Origin of the sequence: Streptomyces sp. NRRL S-646 (assembly GCF_000720765.1) — a bacterium.
Taxonomy (GTDB): Bacteria; Actinomycetota; Actinomycetes; order Streptomycetales; family Streptomycetaceae; genus Streptomyces.
On record NZ_JODC01000034.1, the window covers coordinates 1 to 22,962 of the forward strand.

Sequence of the window (22,962 nt, forward strand, 5' to 3'; positions counted from 1 at the left end):
TGCTCTCGCTGGAGGGCGACCGGATCTCCGCCATCACCCGCTTCGGTGACAACGGCCTCTTCCCCATGTTCGGACTGCCCCGAACGCTCCGGGACTAGGCCTGTTCGGCCAGCCGGTCCGGCGGGCGCCAGCGAGCCGATCACGTGCTGTCGTGCCGTTTCTGCACCGCGAACGCGAACCCCAATTCGAGCCACCTCAGGCGCCGGTCTACCGGCGACGGGACAACGACCGGTCGGACCGCCGCGTCCGGCACTGCGCCCGCGTAGTCGCGTGGCCTCCGTCCCCTCCGCCTCGACGTGCTCCTCGGCGGGGCGGGGATTCCGGGCAGATCAGGCTGGCCAGGACACTGACAGGGCTCCTTGAGAACGGATCTGCCCACAATTCCGGATGCCGTCGGTGATCTCATCGACACGTGTCTCCACTGGACGTCCTCCGGCGTAGCGGTCGCCTCATCCGCACGCTACGTAGCCGCGCAGCCGCGGGCCACCGCGCATACGCCGGGGTGCGGCTGTCAGGGCTCCGGCACTCCCGATCAGGTACGACGGCTTGTCGCGCGTCTCCCAGTCTGATTGGGTACGGCGCGCCGGATACGCGAGGGGCGCGGTCGGCGGGAGGGAACGGGCAGCGTGCAGCCTACGGCGCAGCAGGACATCCAGGGGCCACTGCCCCAAGGGCTCGCAGGAGCGATACGGCAGACCGCCGCTGACATCGCCAAGCTGTTGAAAGACGCCTCCGACACGACCGTTCCCGTACCGGATTCGCAGTGGACGGTCGGTGAGGCCGCCGCCCATCTGGCACTGGCCAACGAGCTGATGGCCGACCTCGCATCCGGACAGGCACGCCCCTACGGCGACGGCACGCCGCAGAGTCTGGCCGCCGCCAACGCACAGTCCCTCACCGTGTTCGCAGAGCGCCGGGCACAACCGCTGGCATCGATGATCGCCGAGCAGGCCGCCGCGTTCCTCGACGCCGCGGATCGAGCCGCGAGCGACGAGAGCGCCCCCGCACTCGTCACGCCGCTGGGTCCCATGGACCGGCACGTTCTCGCGTCCTACCTGCTCACACACATGCTGGGCCACGGCTACGACCTCGCTCGCGCCCTGAACCGCCCGCACATGATCGACCGCGACCGTGTCGGTCTGTGCATGCCGTTCATGCTCTCGGTCATGCCCCGCGTCGTCGACACGGCGGCCATCGCCGGCCTGACCGTCCGTTACGCCATCCGCCTCCGGAGCGGCCCGGCGTTCGGCGTCAGCCTGGGCGACGGCGCCGTGCACGTGACCCCGGCGCCTCCAAGACGTCCCGACTGCACCATCCTGATCGAGCCCGTGGCCTTCCTCCTCATCGCGCTGGGCCGCCGCAACCCGTGGCGGGCCATCGGGCGGGGACAGGTCGTTGCCTGGGGACGCAAACCCTGGCTCGCGCCCCGCTTCCCGACGCTGTTCACCGCGCCCTGATCCGCCACCGGGCAGCTGCTCGCTCGTACACCTCGTACACAATGTCCGGTGATAGCGTCCCTGCTGGAGCCGTAAGCCGCGTGTCTTCCCGGACGAGCTGTGCGACGTACCCGGCCCGCCAAGACGACGCACTTCGGGAGGCATCGTGTCCGGTACGGGCGAACCAGATGTCCGGAAGTTCAGCGCAAAGCCCCTGGGCGTCGACTGGATTCACGGGTCACCGTCGGCCAAGCACAACACCGACCCCGATCTTCAAGTGCACTGGTCCGACGAGCACACTGTGTTGCTCAGACAGAACAAGGCCATCAACTACGAGGCCCCGTTCCTGTACCTACTGTTCGGCAATCGCCAGGCGGTCCTGATCGACACGGGTGCCACGGCGTCACCCGAATTCTTTCCGGTGCGCCGGACTGTCGATGACCTTGTCGAGACGTGGCTGGCGCACAACCCCCGCGACTCCTATGGCCTTCTCGTACTCCACACGCACTCGCACGGCGATCACGTCGCGGGAGACAGCCAGTTCCTCGACCGACCGGACACGATCGTGGTCGGTGCCGATCGGGATGCGTCCTGGACGTACTTCGGGTTCGCCGACGCCCCGGAGGCGGTACGGCCCCTCGACCTCGGCGGGCGGGTGCTGGAAGCTCTCGCGACCCCAGGCCATGACGCCGCAGCCATCACCTTCTACGACCCGTGGACCGGATTCCTGCTGACCGGAGACACCGTCTACCGCGGACGGCTGTACATCGAGGACTGGCCGGCCTTCTCACGGACCATCGACCGGCTGATCGCATTCGCCGACCGCCGTGCCGTCACCCACGTACTGGGCTGCCACATCGAGATGACCCGCGAGCCCGGCGTCGACTACCCGATCCGCACCACGTACCAGCCGGACGAACCCCCGCTCGAGATGACCCCGGCCCACCTGCACGCCGTGCGGGCGGCCCTGGACGAAGTCGGGCCTGAACCCGCTCGACGCGCGTTCGCCGACTTCATTCTCTGGCCCACAGCAACTTGAACAGTTCCCCCCTCGTCAGTGCCTCGGCACAGGTCCCCGATCTCCGTGTCGGCGTCCTGGCGCCCATGACGAGCGGTGGGCGGAGCCGCGGCGATACGCTGATGGTGCTCGGCAAACCAGCGTGCGCTCAGCCGCAACTCCAGCGACCGCAGCACAGGAGGAATCGTGGCCGGTCAGTTTGAGGCGACAGCCGAGATCAACCGTCCCATCGAGGAAGTCTTCGCCTTTCTCTCCGACGGCACGAATGACCCCAAGTTCAGCCCGAGGGTCCAGGCGATCACGAAGACTCCGGAGGGACCGACAGCAGTCGGCACGGTCTTTACGAGCACGGTCAAGGACGCCGGCATGAAGACGGGCCGGAAGTTCCGGATCACCGAATTCGAGGCCCCTCACCGAATTCGCTGGGCAGAAACCTCGAAAAACATCGTGACGGCCGACGAAGGCGGCTACGACCTGGAGTCCACCGGTCCGGGCACCACCAAGGTGAGGATCTTCAACGTCCTCGAAGGTCACGGCATCGGAAAGCTGCTGGTGGGCTTCGCACTGGGCGCCGCGCGCAAGGACGCGCCCGCGTTCGGGCAGCGCATCAAAGCGGCGGTGGAGGCGTCCTGAGGGGTGCCGAAGTCCCGGTGCCTGCGGTGCAGATGCGGTACGGGTGTGACGGCGACCAGCGTGGATGGGGGCCGGGCGCGGACCGCCGGCGACGGCTGCACGTCGACGCCCCGCGCCCGGCACCGCATGACTCAGCCCCCGCTCTTGCGCGAACTCGGCTATCGACATGCCCGGCGCCGGTGTCAGCGCCGTGGCTCTCGACACCACCGGAAACCAGCTCCTGATCGGGACGGGCGGAGGCTCTGTCCACTCCGCCGCCCCGCGTGCCGGAGCCCGGCCGGCCCTTCTCCACTGGACGGGCTGTGCCCCGCGTGTTGACGCCATCGCCACCGCACCCGGCCCCTGGATCGTGCCCGTCGGGGACGGTACCGGTCCGGTCGGCTGCACTCAGGTCGCCCGCCCCAAGGATGGCGGCGGTCTGCGGTGGGACAGCCTCATCGACGCTCCGCCCGACTCGGTCCTGGCTCTCGCCGCGACGTTCGACCCGTCCGGCAAGGCGTTCGCCATCGGTTTCAGCGACGGTTCGGTGGTCCTCCACCCGAGCGCCAACTTCGCTCAGGGGTGCCCGCCGGAAGTCGGTGCAGCCGAAGCCGGCGGGCCCGGGGGACGACACCCCGCAGCTCCTCTCGTCATGGCCCCCGAGAGCACTTCAGCGCGAGGGCGGCGATGTCGTCGTCGAGCCTTCCGCCGCTGTGCTGCAGCAGATCTCTGTGCAGCCGGTCGAGCAGCTCGCGGGGCTGCTCCAGGCCCTGCCGCCGCATCCAGTCGGACAGCGGGAAGAACTGGCCCGTGTGGTCCCGGGTCTCCGATACGCCGTCCGTGTACAGCAGCAACTGGTCACCCGGGGCGATGGCGACGATGTCGACCCAGTAGCGGTCACCGATCAGCTCGGCGAGGTTGAGGGGCGGCGAGGGGATGGCGGGCTCGAGGACCCGGACCTGCCCACGGTGCGCGATCAGCGGTGGGGGGTGCCCGCAGTTGAGCAGTCGCATGTGGCCGCCGCCGTACGGGATCTCGGCGAGGAGAGCGGTGGCGAAGTGCTCCGACTGGTCCTGGACGGGAAACGCGGCGCTGTGGCGCGTGATGGTGGTCTCCAGCCGGTGGATGATGCCCTGCAGGTCGGGCTCGTCGTAGGCGGCCTCCCTGAAGCAGCTGATCACCGCCGAGGCCGCCCCCACCGCGGCCATGCCCTTGCCGCGTACGTCGCCTATGAGCAGCCGGACCCCGTGTGGTGTACCGATCGCCTCATAGAAGTCGCCGCCGATCCGGGCCTGCTCCTGGGCCGCCAGATACAGCGACTCGATCTCCACGTCCTCGATGCGGCGCGGCAGCGGGCGCAGCAGCACCTTCTGGACCGCGTCGGCGACGAGCCGGACCTGGAAGAGTATTTCCTCTCGCTGAAGCCGGACATGGCTCGCGTACGCGGCCGCCAAAGTGACCGCGATGATCGCGGCCGACGTGTACTGCGTCCCCAGATCGGTGTAGAAGAAGCTGAGAACGATCATGGTCAGCAGGCAGAACGCCCCCAACAGGATCGTGGGGAGCACGGGCCACATCGCGGCAGCAAGGGCGGGTGCGGCGGGCAGAAGGCGGCTGACGGCGATTTCCCTGGGTGTGGAGAACGCCAGGCCGGCGATGAGGACGGTCAGGATCACGGGTGACAGCCGGGCAGCTTCCCATCGGCCGCCGTAGGCAGGACGACGGCGCCACAGCCGCCCAAGCATGATCACAAAATGCATCATATCGACCTGATCGGACATCCTGCGCGGGGACGTCACGCACCACACGTGAGCGATCGGGGCGGCCTGCCCCGCCCGGAGGACCGGCCCAGGCCGCGCATGACCGCACAGACACCCGAACCCAGCCGAGCAAGGGCAGGGCGGGCAGGCCTGGCCACTTGGGATCACCGGTGTTAGAAAGGTCGCATGGCGAGTCGTTTCGCCCGTTTTCGGCGCCCCTCTGCAAAGGGGCTGATCAGCAAGGGCACGCGAAGCGTGGCCGGACAGGTGCTGGTATTCCAGGTGGCCCTGGTGGTGCTGCTCGTAATCGCCGGCGTCTTTGCCCTTGTCCTGCAGTCGGAGCGGGACACCAGCGCCGAGGCCAAGCGCCGCTCCACGGCCGTCGCGCAGACGTTCGCGCACTCACCAGGCATCCTGGCGGCACTGCGGGCCCCGGAGCCGAGCAAAATTCTCCAGCCGCGCACCGAGGCGGCGCGCCGGGCCGCCGGCGTCGACTTCATCGTGGTCATGGACACCAAGGGCATCCGGTACACGCACCCCTTGCCGGACCGGATCGGAAAGCGGTTCGTGGGCAAGATCGGGCCGTCGCTGGCGGGGAAGGTCTACGTGGAGAGCGTCAAGGGCCCGCTGGGTCGCGAGGTGCAGGCCACGGTCCCGATCAAGAACGCCGCCAACAACGTGGTCGCCCTCGTCTCGGCCGGGATGAAGGTCAAGAACGTCGAAAGTCAGGTGGCCCGCCAGCTACCGATCATCCTGGGGGCAGGGGCCGGGGCGCTCGCGTTGTCCATCGGTGTGACGGTCCTGGTGGGCCGACGGCTGCGGCGGCAGACACACAGCCTGGCCCCGGACGAGATGACCTTGATGTACGAGCACCACGACACGGTGCTCCACTCCGTCAAGGAAGGGGTGCTGATCGTGGCTGCCGACGGGCGGCTGATGCTGGCGAACGACGAAGCCAGACGACTGCTGGAGCTGCCCCCGGACGTCGAGGGACGGCTTGTCTCGGATCTGCCGGGCCTCGATCCCGATACGAAGGCGCTTCTCGCCTCCGGACACGAGGCCACTGACGAGGTGCACCTCGCCGGAGATCGGCTGCTCGCGGTCAACCAGCGGTCCACGGATCGCGAGGGCGGCGCCAAAGGGACGGTGGTGACGCTGCGCGACACCACCGAACTGCAGGCGGTGACCGGCAGGGCAGATGTGGCGCGGGAACGGCTCAGGCTGCTGTACGACGCCGGACTCCACATCGGTACCACGCTGGACGTGCTGCGCACCGCCGACGAGTTGGCGCGCGTCCCCATTCCCCGCTTCGCGGACTTCGTCACTGTGGACCTGGCCGACGCCGTCCTGCACGGCGAGGAGCCGGCGCTCACGGCGAAGGACATGCGACGCGCTGCCGTGCGCGGCATCCGGGACGACCATCCGCTCTCCGAAGAGGGGCGGCTTTTCGACTACCTTCCCTCCACGCCCCAGGCGCGCGGTTACGGCAGCGGACGCTCCCAGCTGGTGAGCGATCTGCCGACGGCCACGGGCTGGCGCGTGCAGGACCCGGGGCGCGCCGAGTCGATCATCGACTACGGCATCCATTCCCTCATCAGCGCCCCCATTCAGGCCAGCGGCGTCGTGCTGGGCATGGCCAACTTCTGGCGCGCGCGACCACGTCAGCCCTTCGACGAGGAGGACCTGTCGCTGGCGGAGGAACTGGTGGCCCGTGCCGCGATAAGCATCGACAACGCCCGCCGCTACACCCGTGAGCACGCCCTGGCAGTCACCCTTCAGCGCAGCCTGCTGCCCCAGGCCGTGCCCGAGCAGAACGCCGTCGACATCGCCTACCGCTACCTCCCCGCCCAGTCGGGCGTGGGCGGGGACTGGTTCGACGTCATTCCCCTGCCGGGGAGCCGGGTGGCACTGGCCGTGGGCGATGTGGTCGGCCACGGCCTCCACGCCGCCGCCACGATGGGTCGACTGCGGACCGCGGTGCACAACTTCTCCGCCCTCGATCTGCCGCCCGACGAGCTGCTCAGCCATCTGGACGACCTGGTCGGCCGCATCGACCAGAACGAGGCGGCCGAGAGTGCCGCAGGCCTCGTGGGCGCCACCTGCCTGTATGGGATCTACGACCCCGTGACGCGCAGCTACGTCACGGCGCGTGCGGGGCATCCGGCGCCCGCACTGGTCCGGCCCGACGGAACCGTCACCTTCCCGGACGTGCCGGCCGGCCCGCCCCTCGGCCTCGGCGGCATGCCGTTCCAGACCGCGGAGCTGTGCCTCGCGGAGGGAACCCAGCTCGTCCTGTACACCGACGGCCTCATCGAGGACCGCAGGCGCGACCTGGATCTGGGGATGGAACTGCTGCGCGATGCGCTGACGGGCCACCCCGGACGGCCGCCCGAGGAGACCTGCCAGGACGTGCTGGACAGCTTGCTCCCCGAGCGCCCCAAGGACGACGTCGCCCTGCTAGTCGCCCGCACACGGGAACTGCCGCCCGACCGGATCGCCGACTGGGATGTACCGCCGGACCCGGCGGCGGTCGCGGGGATGCGCGACGCCGTGTCCGAGAAGCTCGAAGCCTGGGGCCTGTCAGAACTCGGCTTCACCACGGAGCTCGTCCTGAGTGAGCTCATCACCAACGCCATCCGCTATGGCGCCGAGCCGTTTCACGTACGGCTGATCCGCGACCGTACGCTGATCTGCGAGGTGTCCGACGGCAGCAGCACCTCACCGCATCTGCGGTACGCCGCGACCACGGACGAGGGCGGCCGGGGCCTGTTCCTGGTGTCGCAGATGGCTGAGCGCTGGGGCACCCGGTACACCCCGCAGGGCAAGGTGATCTGGGCCGAACAGGCCCTGCCCAAGGCCGTCCAGCAGCCCGTCCCGGCACCGGCCCGACGTGGCGACGCCCCCTGACGAGGAGGCGGCCGGCCCGGGAGCCCCGACGTGAGGGCGCCGGCGTGAGTTCCCGGCCACTTCTCCGACGGTTTGCGGTCAGAATATCCGGGAACCCGGATGCAGTTTGCGCCAGAAGTCCGGGGGAGAAAGCAGCCGCTAATCGCACGTCTGTCATGCAGGGTGCTCTGCGTGTTTCTTAGCGGTGCGGCGTGCGGTGCGCGACCATACGGACGCCGACACATCACCATCATCGGCATTGCGGGTGGAAACACCGAGACAGAAAGAAGGACGGACGTGTCCGGCAGCGAAAGCGAGAACCCAGCAATCCCCTCACCGACCCCCACGCCGACTCGGCCCAGAACAAATCGGGACTGGTGGCCGAATCAGCTGGACCTTCAGATTCTCCACCAGCACTCGTCCCTCTCCAATCCGATGGACGAGGACTTCGACTACGCGAAAGAGTTCGCGACCCTCGACCTGGACGCGCTGAAACGGGACGTCTTCGAGGTGATGACGACGTCGCAGGACTGGTGGCCTGCCGACTACGGCCACTACGGGCCGCTCTTCATCCGGATGAGCTGGCACGCCGCGGGCACGTACCGGATCGCCGACGGCCGGGGCGGTGGCGGCAGCGGCGCTCAGCGCTTTGCCCCCCTCAACAGCTGGCCGGACAACGCGAGTCTCGACAAGGCGCGCCGTTTGCTCTGGCCCGTCAAGCAGGAGTACGGCCGGAAAATCTCCTGGGCCGACCTCCTGGTTTTCGCCGGCAACTGCGCGATGGAATCAATGGGGTTCAAGACGTTCGGGTTCGGCTTCGGGCGAGAGGATATCTGGGAACCCGAGGAAATCTTCTGGGGGCCCGAGGACACCTGGCTCGGAGATGAGCGTTACAGCGGCGACCGGGAACTCGCCACGCCCTTCGGTGCGGTGCAGATGGGACTGATCTACGTCAATCCGGAGGGGCCCAACGGCAACCCGGATCCGATCGCCGCCGCCCGGGACGTTCGCGAGACATTCGGGCGCATGGCGATGAACGACGAGGAGACGGTCGCACTCATCGTCGGCGGTCACACCTTCGGCAAGTGTCATGGTGCCGTCGACCCCGCGTACATCGGTCCGGAACCCGAGGCCTGCCCTGTCGAGCAGCAAGGCCTCGGCTGGCGGAACATGTACGGCAGCGGCAAGGGTGCCGACGCGCTCACCAGTGGGCTCGAGGGCGCATGGACCACCGAGCCGACGAGGTGGGACAACGGGTACCTGGACAACCTGTTCCGGTACGACTGGGAGCTGACGACGAGCCCCGCCGGTGCCAAACAGTGGACTCCCACGGACCCTTCGGCCAAGGACACGGTGCCCGACGCTCATGATCCGTCGAAGAGGCACGCTCCCATGATGCTGACGACGGACCTCGCGCTGAAGCTGGATCCGGCCTACGGCCCGATCGCGAAGAGCTTCCACGAAAACCCGGACAAACTCGCGGAGGCGTTCGCCAAAGCGTGGTACAAGCTGCTGCATCGCGACATGGGACCCGTCGCGCGCTACCTCGGCCCGTGGGTTCCCGAGCCGCAACTGTGGCAGGATCCCGTCCCCGAGGTCGATCACGAACTTGTCACAGACGAGGACATCGCCGCCCTCAAGACCAGGATCGTCGCTTCGGGACTGTCCATCTCCCAGCTGGTCACCACCTCTTGGGCGGCGGCGGCGAGCTTCCGCGGCACCGACAAGCGTGGCGGGGCCAACGGGGCACGGCTTCGGCTCGCACCGCAGCGGGACTGGGAGGTCAACCACCTGCCCGAGGTGGCCGAGGCGTTGCAGAAGCTGGAGCAGATTCAGCAGGACTTCAACCTCTCGCATGCTGGCGGAACGAAGGTCTCGCTCGCCGACCTGATCGTCCTGGGCGGGTGCGCGGCCGTCGAGCAGGCCGCGAAGAACGCCGGGTACGACATCACGGTCCCGTTCGCACCGGGGCGCACGGACGCCTCGCAGGAGCAGACCGACGTGGCGTCGTTCGCGGTGCTCGAACCCAGGGCCGACGGATTCCGCAACTACCTCCGCACGGGAGAGAAGTTGTCGCCGGAGACCCTCCTGCTGGACCGCGCCAACCTGCTGACGCTGACCGCTCCCGAGATGACGGTGCTGATCGGCGGCATGCGGGTCCTGAACACCGGCTTCAAGCGATCCCCGCACGGCGTCTTCACGCACCGGCCGGAGACACTGACCCACGACTTCTTCGTCAACCTGCTCGACATGGGCACTCAGTGGCAGACATCGACTTCGGACGAGAACGTGTTCGAAGGCCGGGACCGCACCACGGGCGAGCTCAAGTGGACCGCCACCGCGGTCGACCTCGTCCTCGGTTCGAACTCCCAACTTCGGGCCGTCTCGGAGGTCTACGCGTGCCAGGACGCGGGAGAGAAGTTCGTGCGTGACTTCGTGGCCGCGTGGGACAAGGTGATGAACCTCGACCGGTTCGACCTCTCCTGATCCGATGTCCCGGTCGGGGCGATGACGCGGAGAGCACAGAGCCCCCGCGACGCTCCCACGGTGGGCACGCGCACTCCAGCAACAGAACGCGTGCCCGCCGCCCCGGGGCGTCACTCGGTACGCGGTATCCGGACTGTTCCTTGAGGCTGCCTGGTCAGTTCTCCTCGTCCTCACGGTGTTACTCCCGCCGCCGCTCGGCCAGCTGGAGGTCGGCGACGCGGGCGGCGTTCACGCATTCGACCAGGCGGAGCAGGGCACCGGTACGGGCGGTGTGCCGTCCGGTACGCGCTCGCCGTCGGAGACGGACTCCGGGTGCTCGACTACGTGTTCGAGGTCGTCGGCGCAGAGATGTGTGCGGTTCAACGGGTCGCGCAGCCAGGCGTAGCGCTGGCTCTTGGGGGAGGCCGGGGTGGAGTCATCGCCTGGAAGTGTGGTGACCATCGATTCAGGTTCTCCGCAGGACTCGTCCTGCGCCGGCCGCGACGGTGGTGGCCAGCAGCCAGCCGGTGCCGATGAGGATGATCCCCACCCACTGCATGGCCCCGGACGGCTCGTATGCCCGTTCCTGGCCGAGGTCGACCAGTGGCAGTAGGAGATCGAGGGTGTAGATGACGGGCTGGAAGCGCGGATAGGGTCCGCCGCCCACGGGTTCGGGGTGCCATGTCCCGAAGAGTGCGGAGCCGGTGGCCAGCAGGCACACCAACAGCCATACGGCCCGCAGCGGGCGGTATCCGTAGCCGACCGCGGCGTCCTGCAGCAGGCTCCACAGCCGGGCGGGGAAGGCGAGGGTTGGCCGCAGGCTGCGCTGCTTGACGACCAGGACGGTCCGGGCGTCGGCGTCCCGGCCGTGGCGTTGGTAGACAGCGGCCAGTTGCTCGTAGGGCTGGGGCTTGAAACCCTCCGGGTCCCGCATCAACCAGGGGAGGCGTTCCGCGGCGGGCAGGGTGGGACGCAGCATGTCGTACACGGTGCCGTCCACTCTGAGGGATGTCGGCCAGTGGGCAGGGCTGTCCCGGATCAGCATCACTTTGGTTCGGCTGAGGGCAACGTGTCCCTTGGGTGACTGCGCGAACTGCAGGGACAGTTGGGCCGCCGTCGTGCCCCGGCAGGCGAGGGCCTCCTCTGCGCCGGCCGCGTCCAGGATCGCTCCGTGAAAGGACACGTAACTGCGGACGGTGGCATTGCTGATGCCGATCCTGCCGTGAGCGGTCAGGCCGCGACCGAGGTGTGCCACCCCGCCCACGTCGATCCCGTTGGCGCTCAGGGCGCTCGAGTCGCCCCCGGGTGCCGTCAGTTCGGCCCCGTCCAGCAGGAGCGAGCCGCCGATCCGGGCGTCGCACAGGTCGACGGTGCCGTGCGCGGAGAGGCCGTTGCGGCAGTCGAGGTCGCCGCCTATGTGTGCGCGGGCCGCCGTGAGCGCCGTACCCGCAGGGTGGTTCAGGCGGGCGCCCTTGAGGACGACGCTGCCGCGTATCGAGGTGTCCGCGAGGGTGATCGGTCCGTCGACGACGAGCCCCCGCTCGGCCTGGATATCGCCTCCGATCTGGGCGCAGCCCAGATGAAGCGCGTAGTCGCCCGCGTCCAGGCCCGGGCCCGTGAGGGTCGCGTCGAGGAGCTCCAGCGACGCCCCGATCGAGGCCCCGCAGAGGTTGACCGTTCCAGCGCAGGAGAAGCCGCGACCCATGTACAGGCCGCCGCCGACGGTGAGCTCGGACATCTGGAGATTTCCCCTGGGGGTGCTGATCGTCGCTCCCCGGAGTATGAGCAGGTCCTGCACGCGGGCATTGGTCAGGTAGAAGGTGCCTGCGCATTCCAGACCGGTCGCCGACAGGGATTCGTCCACGGCGACGGACCGGGCGTCGATGGCGGCTTCCCCGGGGCCGGGGCGGACCTTGGTGCCGTCGAGGGAGAGATGGGTGCCGACGGTCAGCGAGCGCAGGTCCAGTGTCCCGTTCGCCGTGCAGCGGGTGACCTTGAACTCCCGGGCGACCCGCACACTGTGCGCCCGCAGCCCGGGCAGCCGGCACTCGTCGAGTTCGAGCGCCTCCAACTGTGCGCCGTCCAGGTGCGGCGTCCCGTCGAGTCGGCACCGCCGCAGGCGTACGGCGCCGCGTACGACGCCCTCGGACAGGTCCAGCTCCCCGCGTATCCGCACGCCCCGCAGCCGGAGCCGGGCGAGGTGGCCCGAGCGCGGGGGCGGAGTGATCAGCAACAGCTGGCGCACGGCCTCTCCCCGTACCTCCGGCACACCCTCGCACCACTCGCCGCGCCGGTAGGCCTCCCACATCCGGCACTCGCCCTCGTCCCACCCCGTCGGTGGGTCGTCATCGTCCGCCACCCGAGTCCCCCTCTTTGCAGTGACGCCGATCGAGTATCACGTTGCTGCCCACGCGGGGGAAGGAGTATCCGGGCTCCGTATGGAGGACTGGTCGGTCGCCCACCAGAAGCTGGCCCTGGCCCACCGCGGTGCCGGCGACCAGTAGCGGGCACTGCACTCGGCGACCCGGAATGATGGGCTGTCCGTCCTTGATCAGGCGGCACAGGTGGCCCGCCGGTACGGGCTTACTGGCCCTAACAAAGGCGTTGGACGTGCCGATGGGTGATCAGGCAGACGGCAAGTCCGAGGAAGGCTTCGTGGATGTCGTCGCGTCGTTCCCAGCGGATGCGTAGGCGTCGGAAGCCGTGCAGCCAGGAGATAGTCCGCTCGACGACCCAGCGGAAGGTGCCAAGTCCAAGTTCGCCGCCCTCGGCGCCGGCGGCGGCACGCGCCGCGCGGCGGGCCTGACGTCGTTGCGGTTGCCGCCGGTCAGCGACACCGCGAGCGGGATGCCCTGGCCGTCGGTGATGACGTGGTGCTTGCTGCCCGGGCGTGCGCGGTCGACCGGGCTGGGTCCGCTTTTGGGCCCCTGCGCGCTGCCCGGACGTGGGAGGAGTCGATCACCGCCCGCGACCAGTCCAGCTGGTTCTTCGAGCGCAGCTTGTTCAGCAGTAGCTGGTGCAGTTGGTCCCAGACGCCGGCCTCATTCCAGGCCGCCAGGCGACGCCAACAAGTCATGCCCGAGCCGAAGCCCAGCTCCTGGGGCAGGTACTCCCACTGAATGCCGGTGTCAGGACAAACAGGATCCCGCACAAAGCCTGCCGGTCCGGCACTCGAGGTCTGCCCTCGACCAGCTTCGGGCCCGGCTCGGGCAGCAACGGCTCGATGAGCGACCACAGTTCGTCCGACACGATCCACGGCTGCGACTGGCGCTTCCCCATGCTCACATCAACGAGCGATCAATCTGTTGGTGATCTTGGGTGGTCAGACGATGGTGAATCCTGCTGTGGTGCAGAGAGTCTGAAAGCGAGATGCGCGGCGGGTCGATGAGGTGGTGTCCTGCCAGTCAGCGAGGCGGCTGAGGTTGCAGGCCATGGCTGTCAGGACATGCTGCACGTGTGTGCGGGCCAGGCCTCGATAGCGGGCTCTGCGCAAGCCGTGCGCTCGGACGCATTGTGAGAGCGTGGCCTCGATGCCTGCGCGGATCGCGTACCGACGCTGCCACTGCTCGGTCTGCTGGTCGAGCCGATTGCGCATCTGGATCTCATGCAGTGCCCGCGGCAGCACTGCGACGGAGCGGGGGCCTGTGGCTGAGGAGGTGCACCGGGCGCGGTCTGGGCAGGGCCGTCGGTACGCTGTCGGCCCCGCCCCTTGAGCAGCCCGGCCGCCACCAAGCGGTCCAGCATCAACTGCAGCAGCTGATCCGCCCGGTCGCCCTCGGCCAACCGGGCCCGGAACTCGCTGAGCATCGAAAAGTCGAATCCCGGATCGTCCAGTTCAAGGCCGAGCCCGTACTTCCAGTCGATCCTCGTGCGCACCGCATCCGCCGCCGCACGGTCCGAGAGGTTCTCCGCGAACTGCAGCACCGACACCAGCGCCAACTGCCCCGGCGAGAAACCCGGTCGGCCATCGACCGGATACAGATGAGTGAAGTCCTCGTCAGCGAACACGACATCCAGCCGGTCCCGCATCAGCATCACCGGCGTCCCCTTCGGACACGCCGCCCACGCCGTCCGGACCGTCATCGGGGGAATTCGCTGGAAACTTACCGGACGCATCGACACCGTCCACCGCCCCAAACCGAGGCCACCCCGCCACCGACCAGCCAACCACCACCGGCGACCGCCGTCACCACCCCGCCAAGATCACCAACAGAGTCACGGCATTGGACCTAGGCGTCGATGATGACCGGGATGACGAGGGGCTTGCGACGGTGGGTGCGGAACGCCCAGTTCGCCACGGCGCGGGCGACGAGTTGTTCGAGTTGACGCGCGTCCCCGACGCCTTCCTCGGCCGCGGTGGCCAGGGTCTTCTCGATGACGGGGATGACCGGCTCGAAGGTGGCGTCGTCGTGGACGAAGCCGCGGGCCAGGAAGTCGGGGGCCTCGGCGAGGGCGCCGGTGTCCGCGTCGACGATCGCCACCACCGTGACCACGCCTTCGGCGGCGAGGGTGAGGCGGTCCTTGAGGGACGCTTCGGTGGCGCCGCCGACTTCCATGCCGTCCACGTAGACGTTGCCGGCGGGAACCTTGCCGGTGATGGATGCGTGCCCGTCGACGAGGTCGACGACGACGCCGTCCTCGGCGATGACGACCCGCTCAGGGTCGACACCGGTACGGATGGCGAGGTCGCCGTTGGCCCGCAGGTGGCGCCATTCGCCGTGCACGGGCATGACGTTGCGGGGTTTGACGATGTTGTAGCAGTACACGAGCTCGCCGGCGCTGGCGTGTCCGGAGACGTGGACCTTGGCGTTGCCCTTGTGGACCACGTGGGCGCCCCACCGGGTGAGTCCGTTGATCACCCGGTAGATGGCGTTCTCGTTGCCGGGGATGAGGGAACTGGCGAGCAGGACGGTGTCGCCCTTGCCGATGCGGATCTGGTGGTCGCGGTTGGCCATCCGTGACAGCGCGGCCATTGGTTCGCCCTGGGAGCCGGTGCACACCAGAGTGATCTTGTGGTCCGGGAGCTTCTCCAGCTCCTTCGTGCTCACGACCAGACCCGACGGGACCTTGAGATAGCCCAGGTCACGGGCGATGCCCATGTTGCGGACCATCGAGCGGCCGACGAAGGCGACCTTGCGGCCGTGCTGGTGGGCGGCGTCCAGAACCTGCTGGATGCGATGCACATGGCTGGCGAAGCTGGAGACGATGACCCGGCGTGGCGCGGTGCGCATCACCTGCTCGATCGCCGGGTTCAGCTCACGCTCGGAGGTGGTGAAGCCGGGTACTTCGGCGTTGGTGGAGTCGGTGAGGAACAGATCCACGCCCTCCTCGCCGAGGCGGGCGAAGGCGCGCAGATCGGTGATGCGGTCGTCGAGAGGGAACTGGTCCATCTTGAAGTCGCCAGTGTGCAGCACCATCCCGGCCCGAGTGCGGATCGCGACCGCGAGGCTGTCGGGGATGGAGTGGTTGACCGCCACGAACTCGCAGTCGAAGGGCCCGAAGCCACGCCGGTCGCCCTCCCGCACTCGCACCGTGCGCGGCCGGATTCCGTGTTCCTTGAGCTTGGCCTCCAGGAACGCCAGCGTCAGCTTGGAGCCGACGACGGGAATGTCGGACCGCTCGCGTAGCAGGTACGGCACGCCGCCGATGTGGTCCTCGTGGCCGTGGGTGAGGACCACGGCCACGATGTCGTCCAGCCGGTCCCGGATCGAGGTGAAGTCCGGCAGGATCACGTCCACGCCGGGCTGGGTCTCCTCGGGGAACAGCACGCCGCAGTCGACGATGAGCAGCTTGCCCGTGTGCTCAAAGACGGTCATGTTGCGGCCGATCTCACCCAGGCCGCCCAGCGCGATGACCCGCAGCCCTCCTTCGGGAAGGGGCGGCGCGGCTTTCAGCTCGGGGTGCGGATGACTCATACCCTGACGGTACCCGGAAAGCGGGACAGGGTGATCCATTGCCTGTGCGATCTCCTTCTCCCGACGCAGCGGGGCACCCGCAGCGTGCCTCGGCACGATCGGATCACGCTGGCGACCGGGGACAGGGAGCGGTGAAAGCGGTACCACCTTCCGTGGCCGAACCGTTCGCCCGGTGCTGGAGACGACCTCGTGCACCCTGTCGTGTTTTCCGGCGTTCGCTTCCTCCCGGCGGGCCTCGGCACTGGTCCACTCGCAGTGGTCGAGACTCGGGTGTCCTCGGCGCTCAGGAGCAAGTGGGCTGAGAGGGCCCCGAGGCAGCTTCGCTGCGACGGGCAGACAGATGGCGGTGTCCCAGAAGCGCTTGCCCCCGCCCCGCCATGCAGGAAGCCGATGTGGTGACCCATCGAACTCGACGACGAGGTCGCGCGGGGGCGGCCCGTCGGTCTCCAGCCGGTTCCGGGAAGTCGAAGGTGACGTCGTGTGAGGAGGGGCCGGTCACGCATGATCGGTGGGGCCCACCCGGAGAACAGCCGGCGGCGGGGCGAGGCCATGCCTCGCCGCAGCCTTATGCAGAAGAAGGGCGCGAAACTGCTTGATCATCATCGGCCGAGCCTTGCGGGCGATCCCGCCCTTCGTTCCGGGCTGGATGCTGGCGCGTTTTCGCTAGCGGTTACCGTCATGCCGTTATAGCGTTGTGATCAGCAGTCGTGGTTCCGAAGTTCCGTTCGCCCGTGATCGCCATCACGGGCATTCTTGCTGTTCAGCGCCTCTCCGGACCAGGGCGATCACCTCCCGGTCGCGCAGGGTGCGTGCCCGGTTTCCCTCAAAGGAGACAGTCATGGCCAAGGGCACAGTGAAGTGGTTCAACAGCGAGAAGGGCTTCGGCTTCATCGAGCAGGAGGGCGGCGGCCCCGACGTCTTCGCCCACTACTCCAACATCGCCAGCCAGGGCTACCGCGAGCTGCAGGAGGGACAGAAGGTCGAGTTCGACGTCACGCAGGGCCAGAAGGGCCCGCAGGCTGAGAACATCCGCCCCGCCTGACCGCGCCCCGGTAAGGGCCCGGCATCCCGGCTTCGGGGCGCCGGGCCCTTAGAACTCCTAACGAAATGATCTCCAAGGTGGTTTGGTCATTCCAGGACTGAAGATCCGGCGTGCGGGGCGGTTCGGCTGAAGCCCTGGCAAGGCGACAACGAGTTGTAGGCGGTGCACGCTGAGACGCGGAGAACTTAAATGCGTCGACAGCGCCCCACGGCGCCCGGCACAGTGGCCACCCGTGACGAGCAGTGAACTGTGGACCCGCGCGACCGCCGACCGCTACGACGCAGAGGAAGCCGAATCGTCCTCGGCTGCCGTTCTCGGACCGACTCTCGCCTTCCTCGCCGAACTCGCCGGAGACGGCCGGGCACTGGAGTTCGCCATCGGAACTGGACGAGTGGGCGTCCCGCTCCGGGAACGCGGCGTGCCCGTTGTGGGCATCGAACTGTCTGAGCACATGGCAGCGGTCCTGCGGCGGAAGATCGACGAGGGCATGCTCCCCGTCGCCATCGGAGACATGGCCAGGACCCTCGTCTCCGGCGAGTTCACCCTGGTCTATCTCGTCTACAACACGATCACGAACCTCCTCACGCAGGACGAGCAGGTCGAGTGCTTCCGCAACGCCGCACGTCACCTGACGCCTGGTGGCCGATTCGTCATCGAGCTGGGCGTGCCGCCACTGCGATTCCTGCCGCCGGGGCAGGTCGCGGTCCCGTTCGATGTCTCCGACCGGCATCTCGGCTTCGACACCTTCGACCTGGTCGAGCAGATTCTCGTCTCGCACCATCTCACCCTCGACGGCGAAGACGGCCGCTACCGCCGTGGCAACTCCCGGCACCGGTACGCGTGGCCGGCGGAGCTCGACCTGATGGCGCGGATCGCTGGGCTCGAACTGGAACGTCGCGTTGCGGACTGGGACGGGTCTGCGTTCACCCAGGACTCCGCGAAGCACATCTCCGTGTGGCGCAAGCCAGCCTGAGGTCGGCACCAGGCCATCAACGTTGGCTGTGCCTGTCTTGAACTTTTGTCGGAAGTTCAGGCGTCGCCAGCAGATCAGTGCGCGTCCGAGGACGAGGAAGGCTTTGGATGTCGTCGCGGATCTCCCAGCCGCTCCCTTGTACATGGTGAATATGGGGATCCGGAGCCAGCAGGACTACCTGGAACACCGTTCGAAAGTGACGGCCACCGTCACGGACTGCACCCCGAAGTATTACTTCGACCAGGACGGAAACGTCGACTCCATGACGTACAAGTGCACCTACACGTGGAAGATCGCGGGGCGTACCTACCATCAGCGGGACCAGGCGCTGAACACCGACAAGAAGGCCACGGTCCTGATCGACCCAGCCGATCCCTCCACCATGCTTCCCGACCGGTTCGGCCTGCGCGCGTACGTCTGGGCATACCTGGTCGCCGCGTTCGCCCTGGCCCTTCCCGCCGGTGCTCTTCGCCTCTACCGCAACGCCTGGCAGCGCACCTTGACCCAGATGCAGCAGGCGCGGATGAGAGCTCGCGCTGCTGCCTCGGCATCAACCGGGTCGTCGACGACCTCCCCGTGGGCACGTACGCCGTCGACACGCTGATACCCGACACCGAGCCCCGGGCCAGCAAGCGCCTCAACCGCCGACATCTCCACCGGCGGAGCAGGACTGACCCACCCCGTGGGCGCCGCTACCACCACCAACGCCGCCTCCGCACTCAGACTGAGCGATCAGACCGGGCGCCTCGCCGCCGGGTGCCGCGCCGACATCCTGGTCGTAGACGGTGACCCTCTGGCCGGCCTGGATGCCCTGCGGGCCGTGTGGCTCGTGCTGGCTGGTGGCCGTTTCCATATCCCGGACTCCGCAGCTCTGTCATGGGCCCAAGCAGCGGCCCGGCGCGGCGGAGCAGGCTGATTGACGAGCGCTGACGCTCGAAGTGAACGAAGCCTGGTGGCTTTGTTCGCGAGTCCGAGAACGGTAGGCCGGCCGCCCGACGCCTGACAACGGCGGCTGCCGCCTCCTCCCGGACCGCCTGACTGCAAGATGCTCACCGGAATCGGTGATCACTACCGGCTCGTTGTCATCGCCACCGCCCTGGGGTAGCCAGGTCCCGTAGCCGTGACCCGGTACTTCTCTGGTCAGGCGCGGACAGCCAGAAGGCGCCCGTTTTGGAGACCGAAGTACAGGACGCCGTCGGTCACCGCCGGGGTGGAGAAGATGGGGCTGCCGGTCTGCGCCGTCCACTGCTCGTCGCCCGAGAGCGTGTCCAGCGCCCAGATGCGGCCGTCGTTGGTTCCGATGTACAGCGTGCCGTTGGCCACCAGCGGAGCCCATCGGACCCAGACCCCTACCTTGCGTCTCCACCGGCTCTCGCCGGACACCGCGTCGACCGCCCACAGATACCCGTCCGTGGTGCCGAAGTAGACGATGCCGTCGGCCACGGCCGGGGTGGACTTCACCCATCTGCCCGCCGGCAGCTTCCACCGGACCTGACCTGTCGCCGCGTCCACTGCCCACAGGTGCCGGTCGGCGCTGCCGACGTAGAGGGTTGCCTCGGCCGCCACCGGCGAGGACCACAGCCCGCTCAGCGTCTTCAGCCGCCACCGTACCTGGCCGGAAACGGTGTCCAGCGCCCACAGAAAGCCGTCGTTGCTGCCGACGTACACCGAGTTCCCCACCATGGCTGGCGAGGAGCGCACGCCTTTGCCGACGCCGACCTGCCACCGGCCCTCGCCGGTAGCGGCGTCGACCGCCCGGAAGTAACCGTCGTTGCTGCCGAAGAGGACCATGCCGTCTGCCACCACCGGCGTGGACCGCACCAGGCCGGCCGTTGGGAACCTCCACCGCTCCTGACCCGAGACGGCATCCACCGCCCACAGGTTCTTGTCCCAACTACCGATGTACACCGTGCCGTTGACGACGGCCGGGGAGGCTGCCACCACGCCGCCTATCCTGCAGCGCCAGCGTTCCTCGCCGGACACGGCGTCGACGGCCCACAGCAGGTGGTTCCAAGATCCGACGTAGACACTACCGTCGACCACGACTGGTGATGATTCCTTCACGGCTCCGCCAGTATCCAGCTGCCAGAGCAAGGTGCCGCGTCGCTGCCCTTCTTCCTGCCCCTTCCGGTCACCGCCGGCGGCTCGGGCGGAACCCAGGACGTACGGTTTCACGACAACCGGCAGGTAGGCGAAGTAGCCGATGATCTCGATCGCGTTGAACAGTCCCAGGGGCACGAGGACCAGCACCCACCACGGGGTCAATTGACCCATGACGACTGCTATCAGTGCAGCGATACAGCCCAGTCCTGAGCAACTGGCCACGAAAAGCTCAAGAGTTCCCTTGGCGCGAAGGCCTCGAAGCAGCATGTCCGACAACATATGATCATCCGACGTCTGAATTGGCCAACTTTACGGAAAAGGTCAACGGCGGAAACCTGCCCTCACCGACACCCCGGACGAGGCCACCGCCCGGCCGCTCTCCGCCTGATGCGGCACTAGTCTCGGCCCATGTCGAGTCCTGGAGTCGTGCCGCCGGAGATCTTGAACCGGCTGCGGCCGATCTGCCTGCAGCTGCCCGAGTCGCCCGCTCGCATGGGACCGGCAATTTGCGCTCGCCGAAGACACCGAGCAAGTAAGACCGTCCGCGAACCGCTCCCAGACCGGGCCTGCCACTGCGGCGGGCGTAGATGATGGGGATATTTGAATTTCCTCACCCTGTACTCAGGATGGCTCCGGAGTTGCTCACCTTGATTCCTCAGACGTGCAGATGCTGATCTGTGAGTGGATGCCGAACTGCAGGGCTTCCTCTTGGGGTCCAGTGGCTGGGTGGGATCTCTCTCGTGGGTGGGAGACGGGTGGTGTGGGAGCGGGCTCAGGGTTCGATGGCGAGGTGTTCGATGAGGTCGTTGCGCAGCGTGAACTGATAGCGCAGATCGACGGTGCCGCCGGGGAAGTCGCCTTCGAGGTGGTGTGTGGCGATGTAGTGGGCCGGGTCGGTCTCCTGGGCGTTCGTGAGGTGGATGGTGTAGGTGAATTCGGTGGCGGATCGGTTCAGCCACCGCTCGATCGCGGCGCTGCCCTGGTAGGTGCTGCCGTCGTCCATCACTGTGGCGTCGTCGGTGAACGCCGTGACCGCGGTGGCGGTGTCCTGGGCGCGGTGCGCTGTGAGGTAGCGGGTGATCACCTCGGGCAGGTCGTCCGGGGCGATGGTGCGGGGCTGGTTGTCGTGCATGACGCTCCTGATGGTGGTGGCGGGTTCAGACGGTGGGGGTGGTGCCGCCATCGATGACGTGTTCGGCGCCGACGATGGCCGAGGCACGGTCGGAGACGAGGAAGGCGACGAGTTCGGCGACCTCCTCGGGGCGGTTGGGGCGGCCGAGCGGGATGCCTCCGAGGGTGTCCATGAGCCGGCCCAGTGCTGCTTCCTGGGAGATGCCGGCGTCGTGGGCGATCCGGGCGACGAGGTTGTCGGCGGCCGAGGTCTGGACGAAGCCGGGCGAGACGGTGTTGACGCGGACGCCGTGCGGGGCGACCTCGTTGGCCAGTCCTTTGCTGTAGGTGGTCAGAGCGGCTTTGGCGGCGGCGTAGGCCAGGGTGCCGTTCCACAGCGGCATGCGGCGCTGGATCGAGGTGACGTGCACGATCGCGCCCTTGCCTGTGGCGATCATGTGGGGGAGGAGTGCGCGGTCCAGGCGGACAGCGGCCAGCAGGTTCGTGTTCAGCTCTCGTGCCCAGTCGTCCTCGCTGAGCGCGGCGAATCCGCCTGCCGGCGCTTCGGAGCCGCCGAGGGTGTTGACCAGGATGTCGACGCCTCCCAGGCGGGCGTCCACCTCGGAGGCGACGTGGGCGGCGCCCTGGGCGGTGGACAGGTCGGCGGTGATGAACGTCTTCTCCTCGACGTCGGCGGGGCGGCTGCGGGCGGTGACCAGTACGGTCGCGCCGGCCTCGGCGAGCCGCCGGGCGATCGCGGCTCCGGTGCCCTTGGTGCCGCCGGTGACCAGAGCACATCGGCCTTCGAGGGATTCACTGATGGATGTGGTCACGTTGTGGTCCGTTTCCGGGCGCGACTGTTCGGGGCGCCGCTCCCGTTTCGACTGCTAAAATAGAAGCTACCTACTTCGACTTTAGCAGTAACTGAGGGGATGGTCGCCGTGGCAAGCCGGATCAGGCTGGAGGACCGCGAGTGCCCGCTGTCCACGACGGTGGAGCACGTCGGCGAGTGGTGGACACTGCTGATCCTCCACGACGCCTTCGACGGCTACACCCGCTTCGACCAGTTCCAGGAGAGCCTGGGCATCTCCTCCAGCATGCTCACCACCCGGCTGAAGACCCTCGTCGCGGACGGCCTGCTGGAGCGCCGGCCCTACCAGACCAGCCCCGTCCGGCACGAGTACGTACTCACCGAACTCGGACGCTCCCTGCGTCCGGTGATTGTCGCCCTGGCCGCCTGGGGCAACTCCCGCCTCAAGCCGGCGGAGCGCAGCATGATCCTCGTCGACACGCACAGCGGCGAGGAGGTCGAGCCCGTCGTCGTCGACGCCAAGACCGGCCGCCGACTCGACGACAGCACCGCCTACGTCTTCACCGCGGGCCCCGCGGCCAGCGACGCGATGCGCAGCCGCTACGCGGAACGGCTCGTCATTCCCAACGAAGAGGCGTAAGCCCGCCCGGAAGAGCCTCGTACAGCCCGAGCCGGGCCGAAAGCACGGACTGCCTTTGACCAGCCTCGCGGCATCGGCTTGTCGCCGACGATACCTGCCAACCCTCCCCGGTCGTTGAGAACTGGATCAAGCGAGGCGAGGAGCAACACCGGCCGTTTCCAAGAATCCCCATCATAGAAGGCGGCTCAGC

At 68.1% G+C, this 22,962-nt stretch carries 19 protein-coding genes, 2 pseudogenes and 1 riboswitch; of the genes and pseudogenes, 11 read left to right on the forward strand and 10 right to left on the reverse strand.

Features of this window, described 5'->3' with window-relative positions; genetic code table 11:
- The first annotated feature begins 626 nt into the window (after window positions 1-626).
- The 3 genes from IH68_RS0146085 (at window position 627) to IH68_RS0146095 (ending at window position 3,087) form a co-directional block, all read left to right on the forward strand.
- Complete coding sequence (locus IH68_RS0146085) at window positions 627-1,457, forward strand: maleylpyruvate isomerase family mycothiol-dependent enzyme (RefSeq protein ID WP_030949059.1); 831 nt, start codon at window positions 627-629, stop codon at window positions 1,455-1,457.
- A 68-nt stretch (window positions 1,458-1,525) separates the two neighbouring features.
- Window positions 1,526-1,590: riboswitch (guanidine-III (ykkC-III) riboswitch) on the forward strand.
- 147 nt (window positions 1,591-1,737) lie between these two features.
- The gene (locus IH68_RS0146090; protein ID WP_234341819.1) at window positions 1,738-2,475 is read left to right on the forward strand and encodes an MBL fold metallo-hydrolase; all 738 of its coding nucleotides are present in this window, start codon (window positions 1,738-1,740) and stop codon (window positions 2,473-2,475) included.
- Between the two features lie 165 nt (window positions 2,476-2,640).
- Window positions 2,641-3,087 (forward strand): SRPBCC family protein, encoded by a 447-nt coding sequence (locus tag IH68_RS0146095; RefSeq protein WP_030949062.1) that lies wholly within the window; start codon window positions 2,641-2,643, stop codon window positions 3,085-3,087.
- Window positions 3,088-3,716: 629 nt separating this feature from the next.
- Here IH68_RS0146095 and IH68_RS0146100 read toward each other — a convergent pair.
- Window positions 3,717-4,811, reverse strand: a complete 1,095-nt coding sequence (locus tag IH68_RS0146100) for a PP2C family protein-serine/threonine phosphatase (RefSeq protein ID WP_234341822.1) — start codon at window positions 4,809-4,811, stop codon at window positions 3,717-3,719.
- 201 nt (window positions 4,812-5,012) lie between these two features.
- Between IH68_RS0146100 and IH68_RS0146105 the strand changes: the two genes are divergently transcribed.
- Both IH68_RS0146105 and katG read left to right on the forward strand, forming a co-directional pair.
- Window positions 5,013-7,733, forward strand: a complete 2,721-nt coding sequence (locus IH68_RS0146105; RefSeq protein ID WP_199932005.1) for a SpoIIE family protein phosphatase — start codon at window positions 5,013-5,015, stop codon at window positions 7,731-7,733.
- A gap of 276 nt (window positions 7,734-8,009) precedes the next feature.
- Window positions 8,010-10,199, forward strand: coding sequence for a catalase/peroxidase HPI (gene katG / locus IH68_RS0146110; RefSeq protein ID WP_030949070.1), 2,190 nt, complete (start codon window positions 8,010-8,012; stop codon window positions 10,197-10,199).
- A gap of 228 nt (window positions 10,200-10,427) precedes the next feature.
- On the opposite strand, the gene IH68_RS0146115 is transcribed toward katG, so the two are convergent.
- Together IH68_RS0146115 and IH68_RS52205 are read right to left on the reverse strand one after the other, a co-directional pair.
- The gene (locus tag IH68_RS0146115; RefSeq protein WP_030949074.1) at window positions 10,428-10,640 is read right to left on the reverse strand and encodes a hypothetical protein; all 213 of its coding nucleotides are present in this window, start codon (window positions 10,638-10,640) and stop codon (window positions 10,428-10,430) included.
- A gap of 4 nt (window positions 10,641-10,644) precedes the next feature.
- Window positions 10,645-12,537, reverse strand: coding sequence for a hypothetical protein (locus IH68_RS52205; RefSeq protein ID WP_159403851.1), 1,893 nt, complete (start codon window positions 12,535-12,537; stop codon window positions 10,645-10,647).
- A 19-nt stretch (window positions 12,538-12,556) separates the two neighbouring features.
- On the opposite strand from IH68_RS52205, the gene IH68_RS60030 reads away from it, so the two are divergent.
- Window positions 12,557-12,682, forward strand: coding sequence for a hypothetical protein (locus IH68_RS60030; RefSeq protein ID WP_420719038.1), 126 nt, complete (start codon window positions 12,557-12,559; stop codon window positions 12,680-12,682).
- 88 nt (window positions 12,683-12,770) lie between these two features.
- On the opposite strand, the pseudogene IH68_RS54545 reads toward IH68_RS60030, so the two are convergent.
- From IH68_RS54545 to IH68_RS0146135, 4 genes and pseudogenes are all read right to left on the reverse strand, one after another.
- Window positions 12,771-13,457, reverse strand: a pseudogene (locus tag IH68_RS54545) (IS5 family transposase).
- Between the two features lie 43 nt (window positions 13,458-13,500).
- Window positions 13,501-13,803 carry a transposase gene (locus tag IH68_RS60035; protein ID WP_107057654.1) on the reverse strand — a complete coding sequence of 101 codons (303 nt, stop codon included), beginning with the start codon at window positions 13,801-13,803 and terminating at the stop codon, window positions 13,501-13,503.
- Window positions 13,804-13,940: 137 nt separating this feature from the next.
- Window positions 13,941-14,294 (reverse strand): annotated as a pseudogene (locus tag IH68_RS60040) (transposase); the annotation flags it as partial.
- 113 nt (window positions 14,295-14,407) lie between these two features.
- On the reverse strand, window positions 14,408-16,093 hold the full coding sequence (locus IH68_RS0146135) for a ribonuclease J (RefSeq protein WP_030949085.1): 1,686 nt from the start codon (window positions 16,091-16,093) through the stop codon (window positions 14,408-14,410).
- 838 nt (window positions 16,094-16,931) lie between these two features.
- Here IH68_RS0146135 and IH68_RS0146140 point away from each other — a divergent pair.
- The 4 genes from IH68_RS0146140 to IH68_RS54550 all read left to right on the forward strand — a co-directional run bounded on the left by IH68_RS0146140 (window position 16,932) and on the right by IH68_RS54550 (window position 19,024).
- Window positions 16,932-17,135 (forward strand): cold-shock protein, encoded by a 204-nt coding sequence (locus IH68_RS0146140; protein ID WP_014670069.1) that lies wholly within the window; start codon window positions 16,932-16,934, stop codon window positions 17,133-17,135.
- A gap of 232 nt (window positions 17,136-17,367) precedes the next feature.
- Complete coding sequence (locus IH68_RS0146145) at window positions 17,368-18,108, forward strand: class I SAM-dependent DNA methyltransferase (protein WP_030949088.1); 741 nt, start codon at window positions 17,368-17,370, stop codon at window positions 18,106-18,108.
- A gap of 196 nt (window positions 18,109-18,304) precedes the next feature.
- Window positions 18,305-18,712 carry a hypothetical protein gene (locus IH68_RS0146150; protein ID WP_159403853.1) on the forward strand — a complete coding sequence of 136 codons (408 nt, stop codon included), beginning with the start codon at window positions 18,305-18,307 and terminating at the stop codon, window positions 18,710-18,712.
- A 78-nt stretch (window positions 18,713-18,790) separates the two neighbouring features.
- Window positions 18,791-19,024 carry an amidohydrolase family protein gene (locus IH68_RS54550; protein ID WP_078912918.1) on the forward strand — a complete coding sequence of 78 codons (234 nt, stop codon included), beginning with the start codon at window positions 18,791-18,793 and terminating at the stop codon, window positions 19,022-19,024.
- Window positions 19,025-19,248: 224 nt separating this feature from the next.
- Here the strand turns inward: IH68_RS54550 and IH68_RS0146155 are convergent, their stop codons facing one another.
- The 3 genes from IH68_RS0146155 to IH68_RS0146165 form a co-directional block, all read right to left on the reverse strand.
- Window positions 19,249-20,382 carry a PQQ-binding-like beta-propeller repeat protein gene (locus IH68_RS0146155; protein ID WP_159403854.1) on the reverse strand — a complete coding sequence of 378 codons (1,134 nt, stop codon included), beginning with the start codon at window positions 20,380-20,382 and terminating at the stop codon, window positions 19,249-19,251.
- Window positions 20,383-20,983: 601 nt separating this feature from the next.
- Complete coding sequence (locus IH68_RS0146160; RefSeq protein ID WP_030949093.1) at window positions 20,984-21,343, reverse strand: nuclear transport factor 2 family protein; 360 nt, start codon at window positions 21,341-21,343, stop codon at window positions 20,984-20,986.
- 25 nt (window positions 21,344-21,368) lie between these two features.
- Window positions 21,369-22,154, reverse strand: coding sequence for an SDR family oxidoreductase (locus tag IH68_RS0146165; protein ID WP_030949094.1), 786 nt, complete (start codon window positions 22,152-22,154; stop codon window positions 21,369-21,371).
- A 99-nt stretch (window positions 22,155-22,253) separates the two neighbouring features.
- On the opposite strand from IH68_RS0146165, the gene IH68_RS0146170 reads away from it, so the two are divergent.
- The gene (locus tag IH68_RS0146170; protein WP_030949095.1) at window positions 22,254-22,772 is read left to right on the forward strand and encodes a winged helix-turn-helix transcriptional regulator; all 519 of its coding nucleotides are present in this window, start codon (window positions 22,254-22,256) and stop codon (window positions 22,770-22,772) included.
- Window positions 22,773-22,962 lie beyond the last annotated feature (190 nt).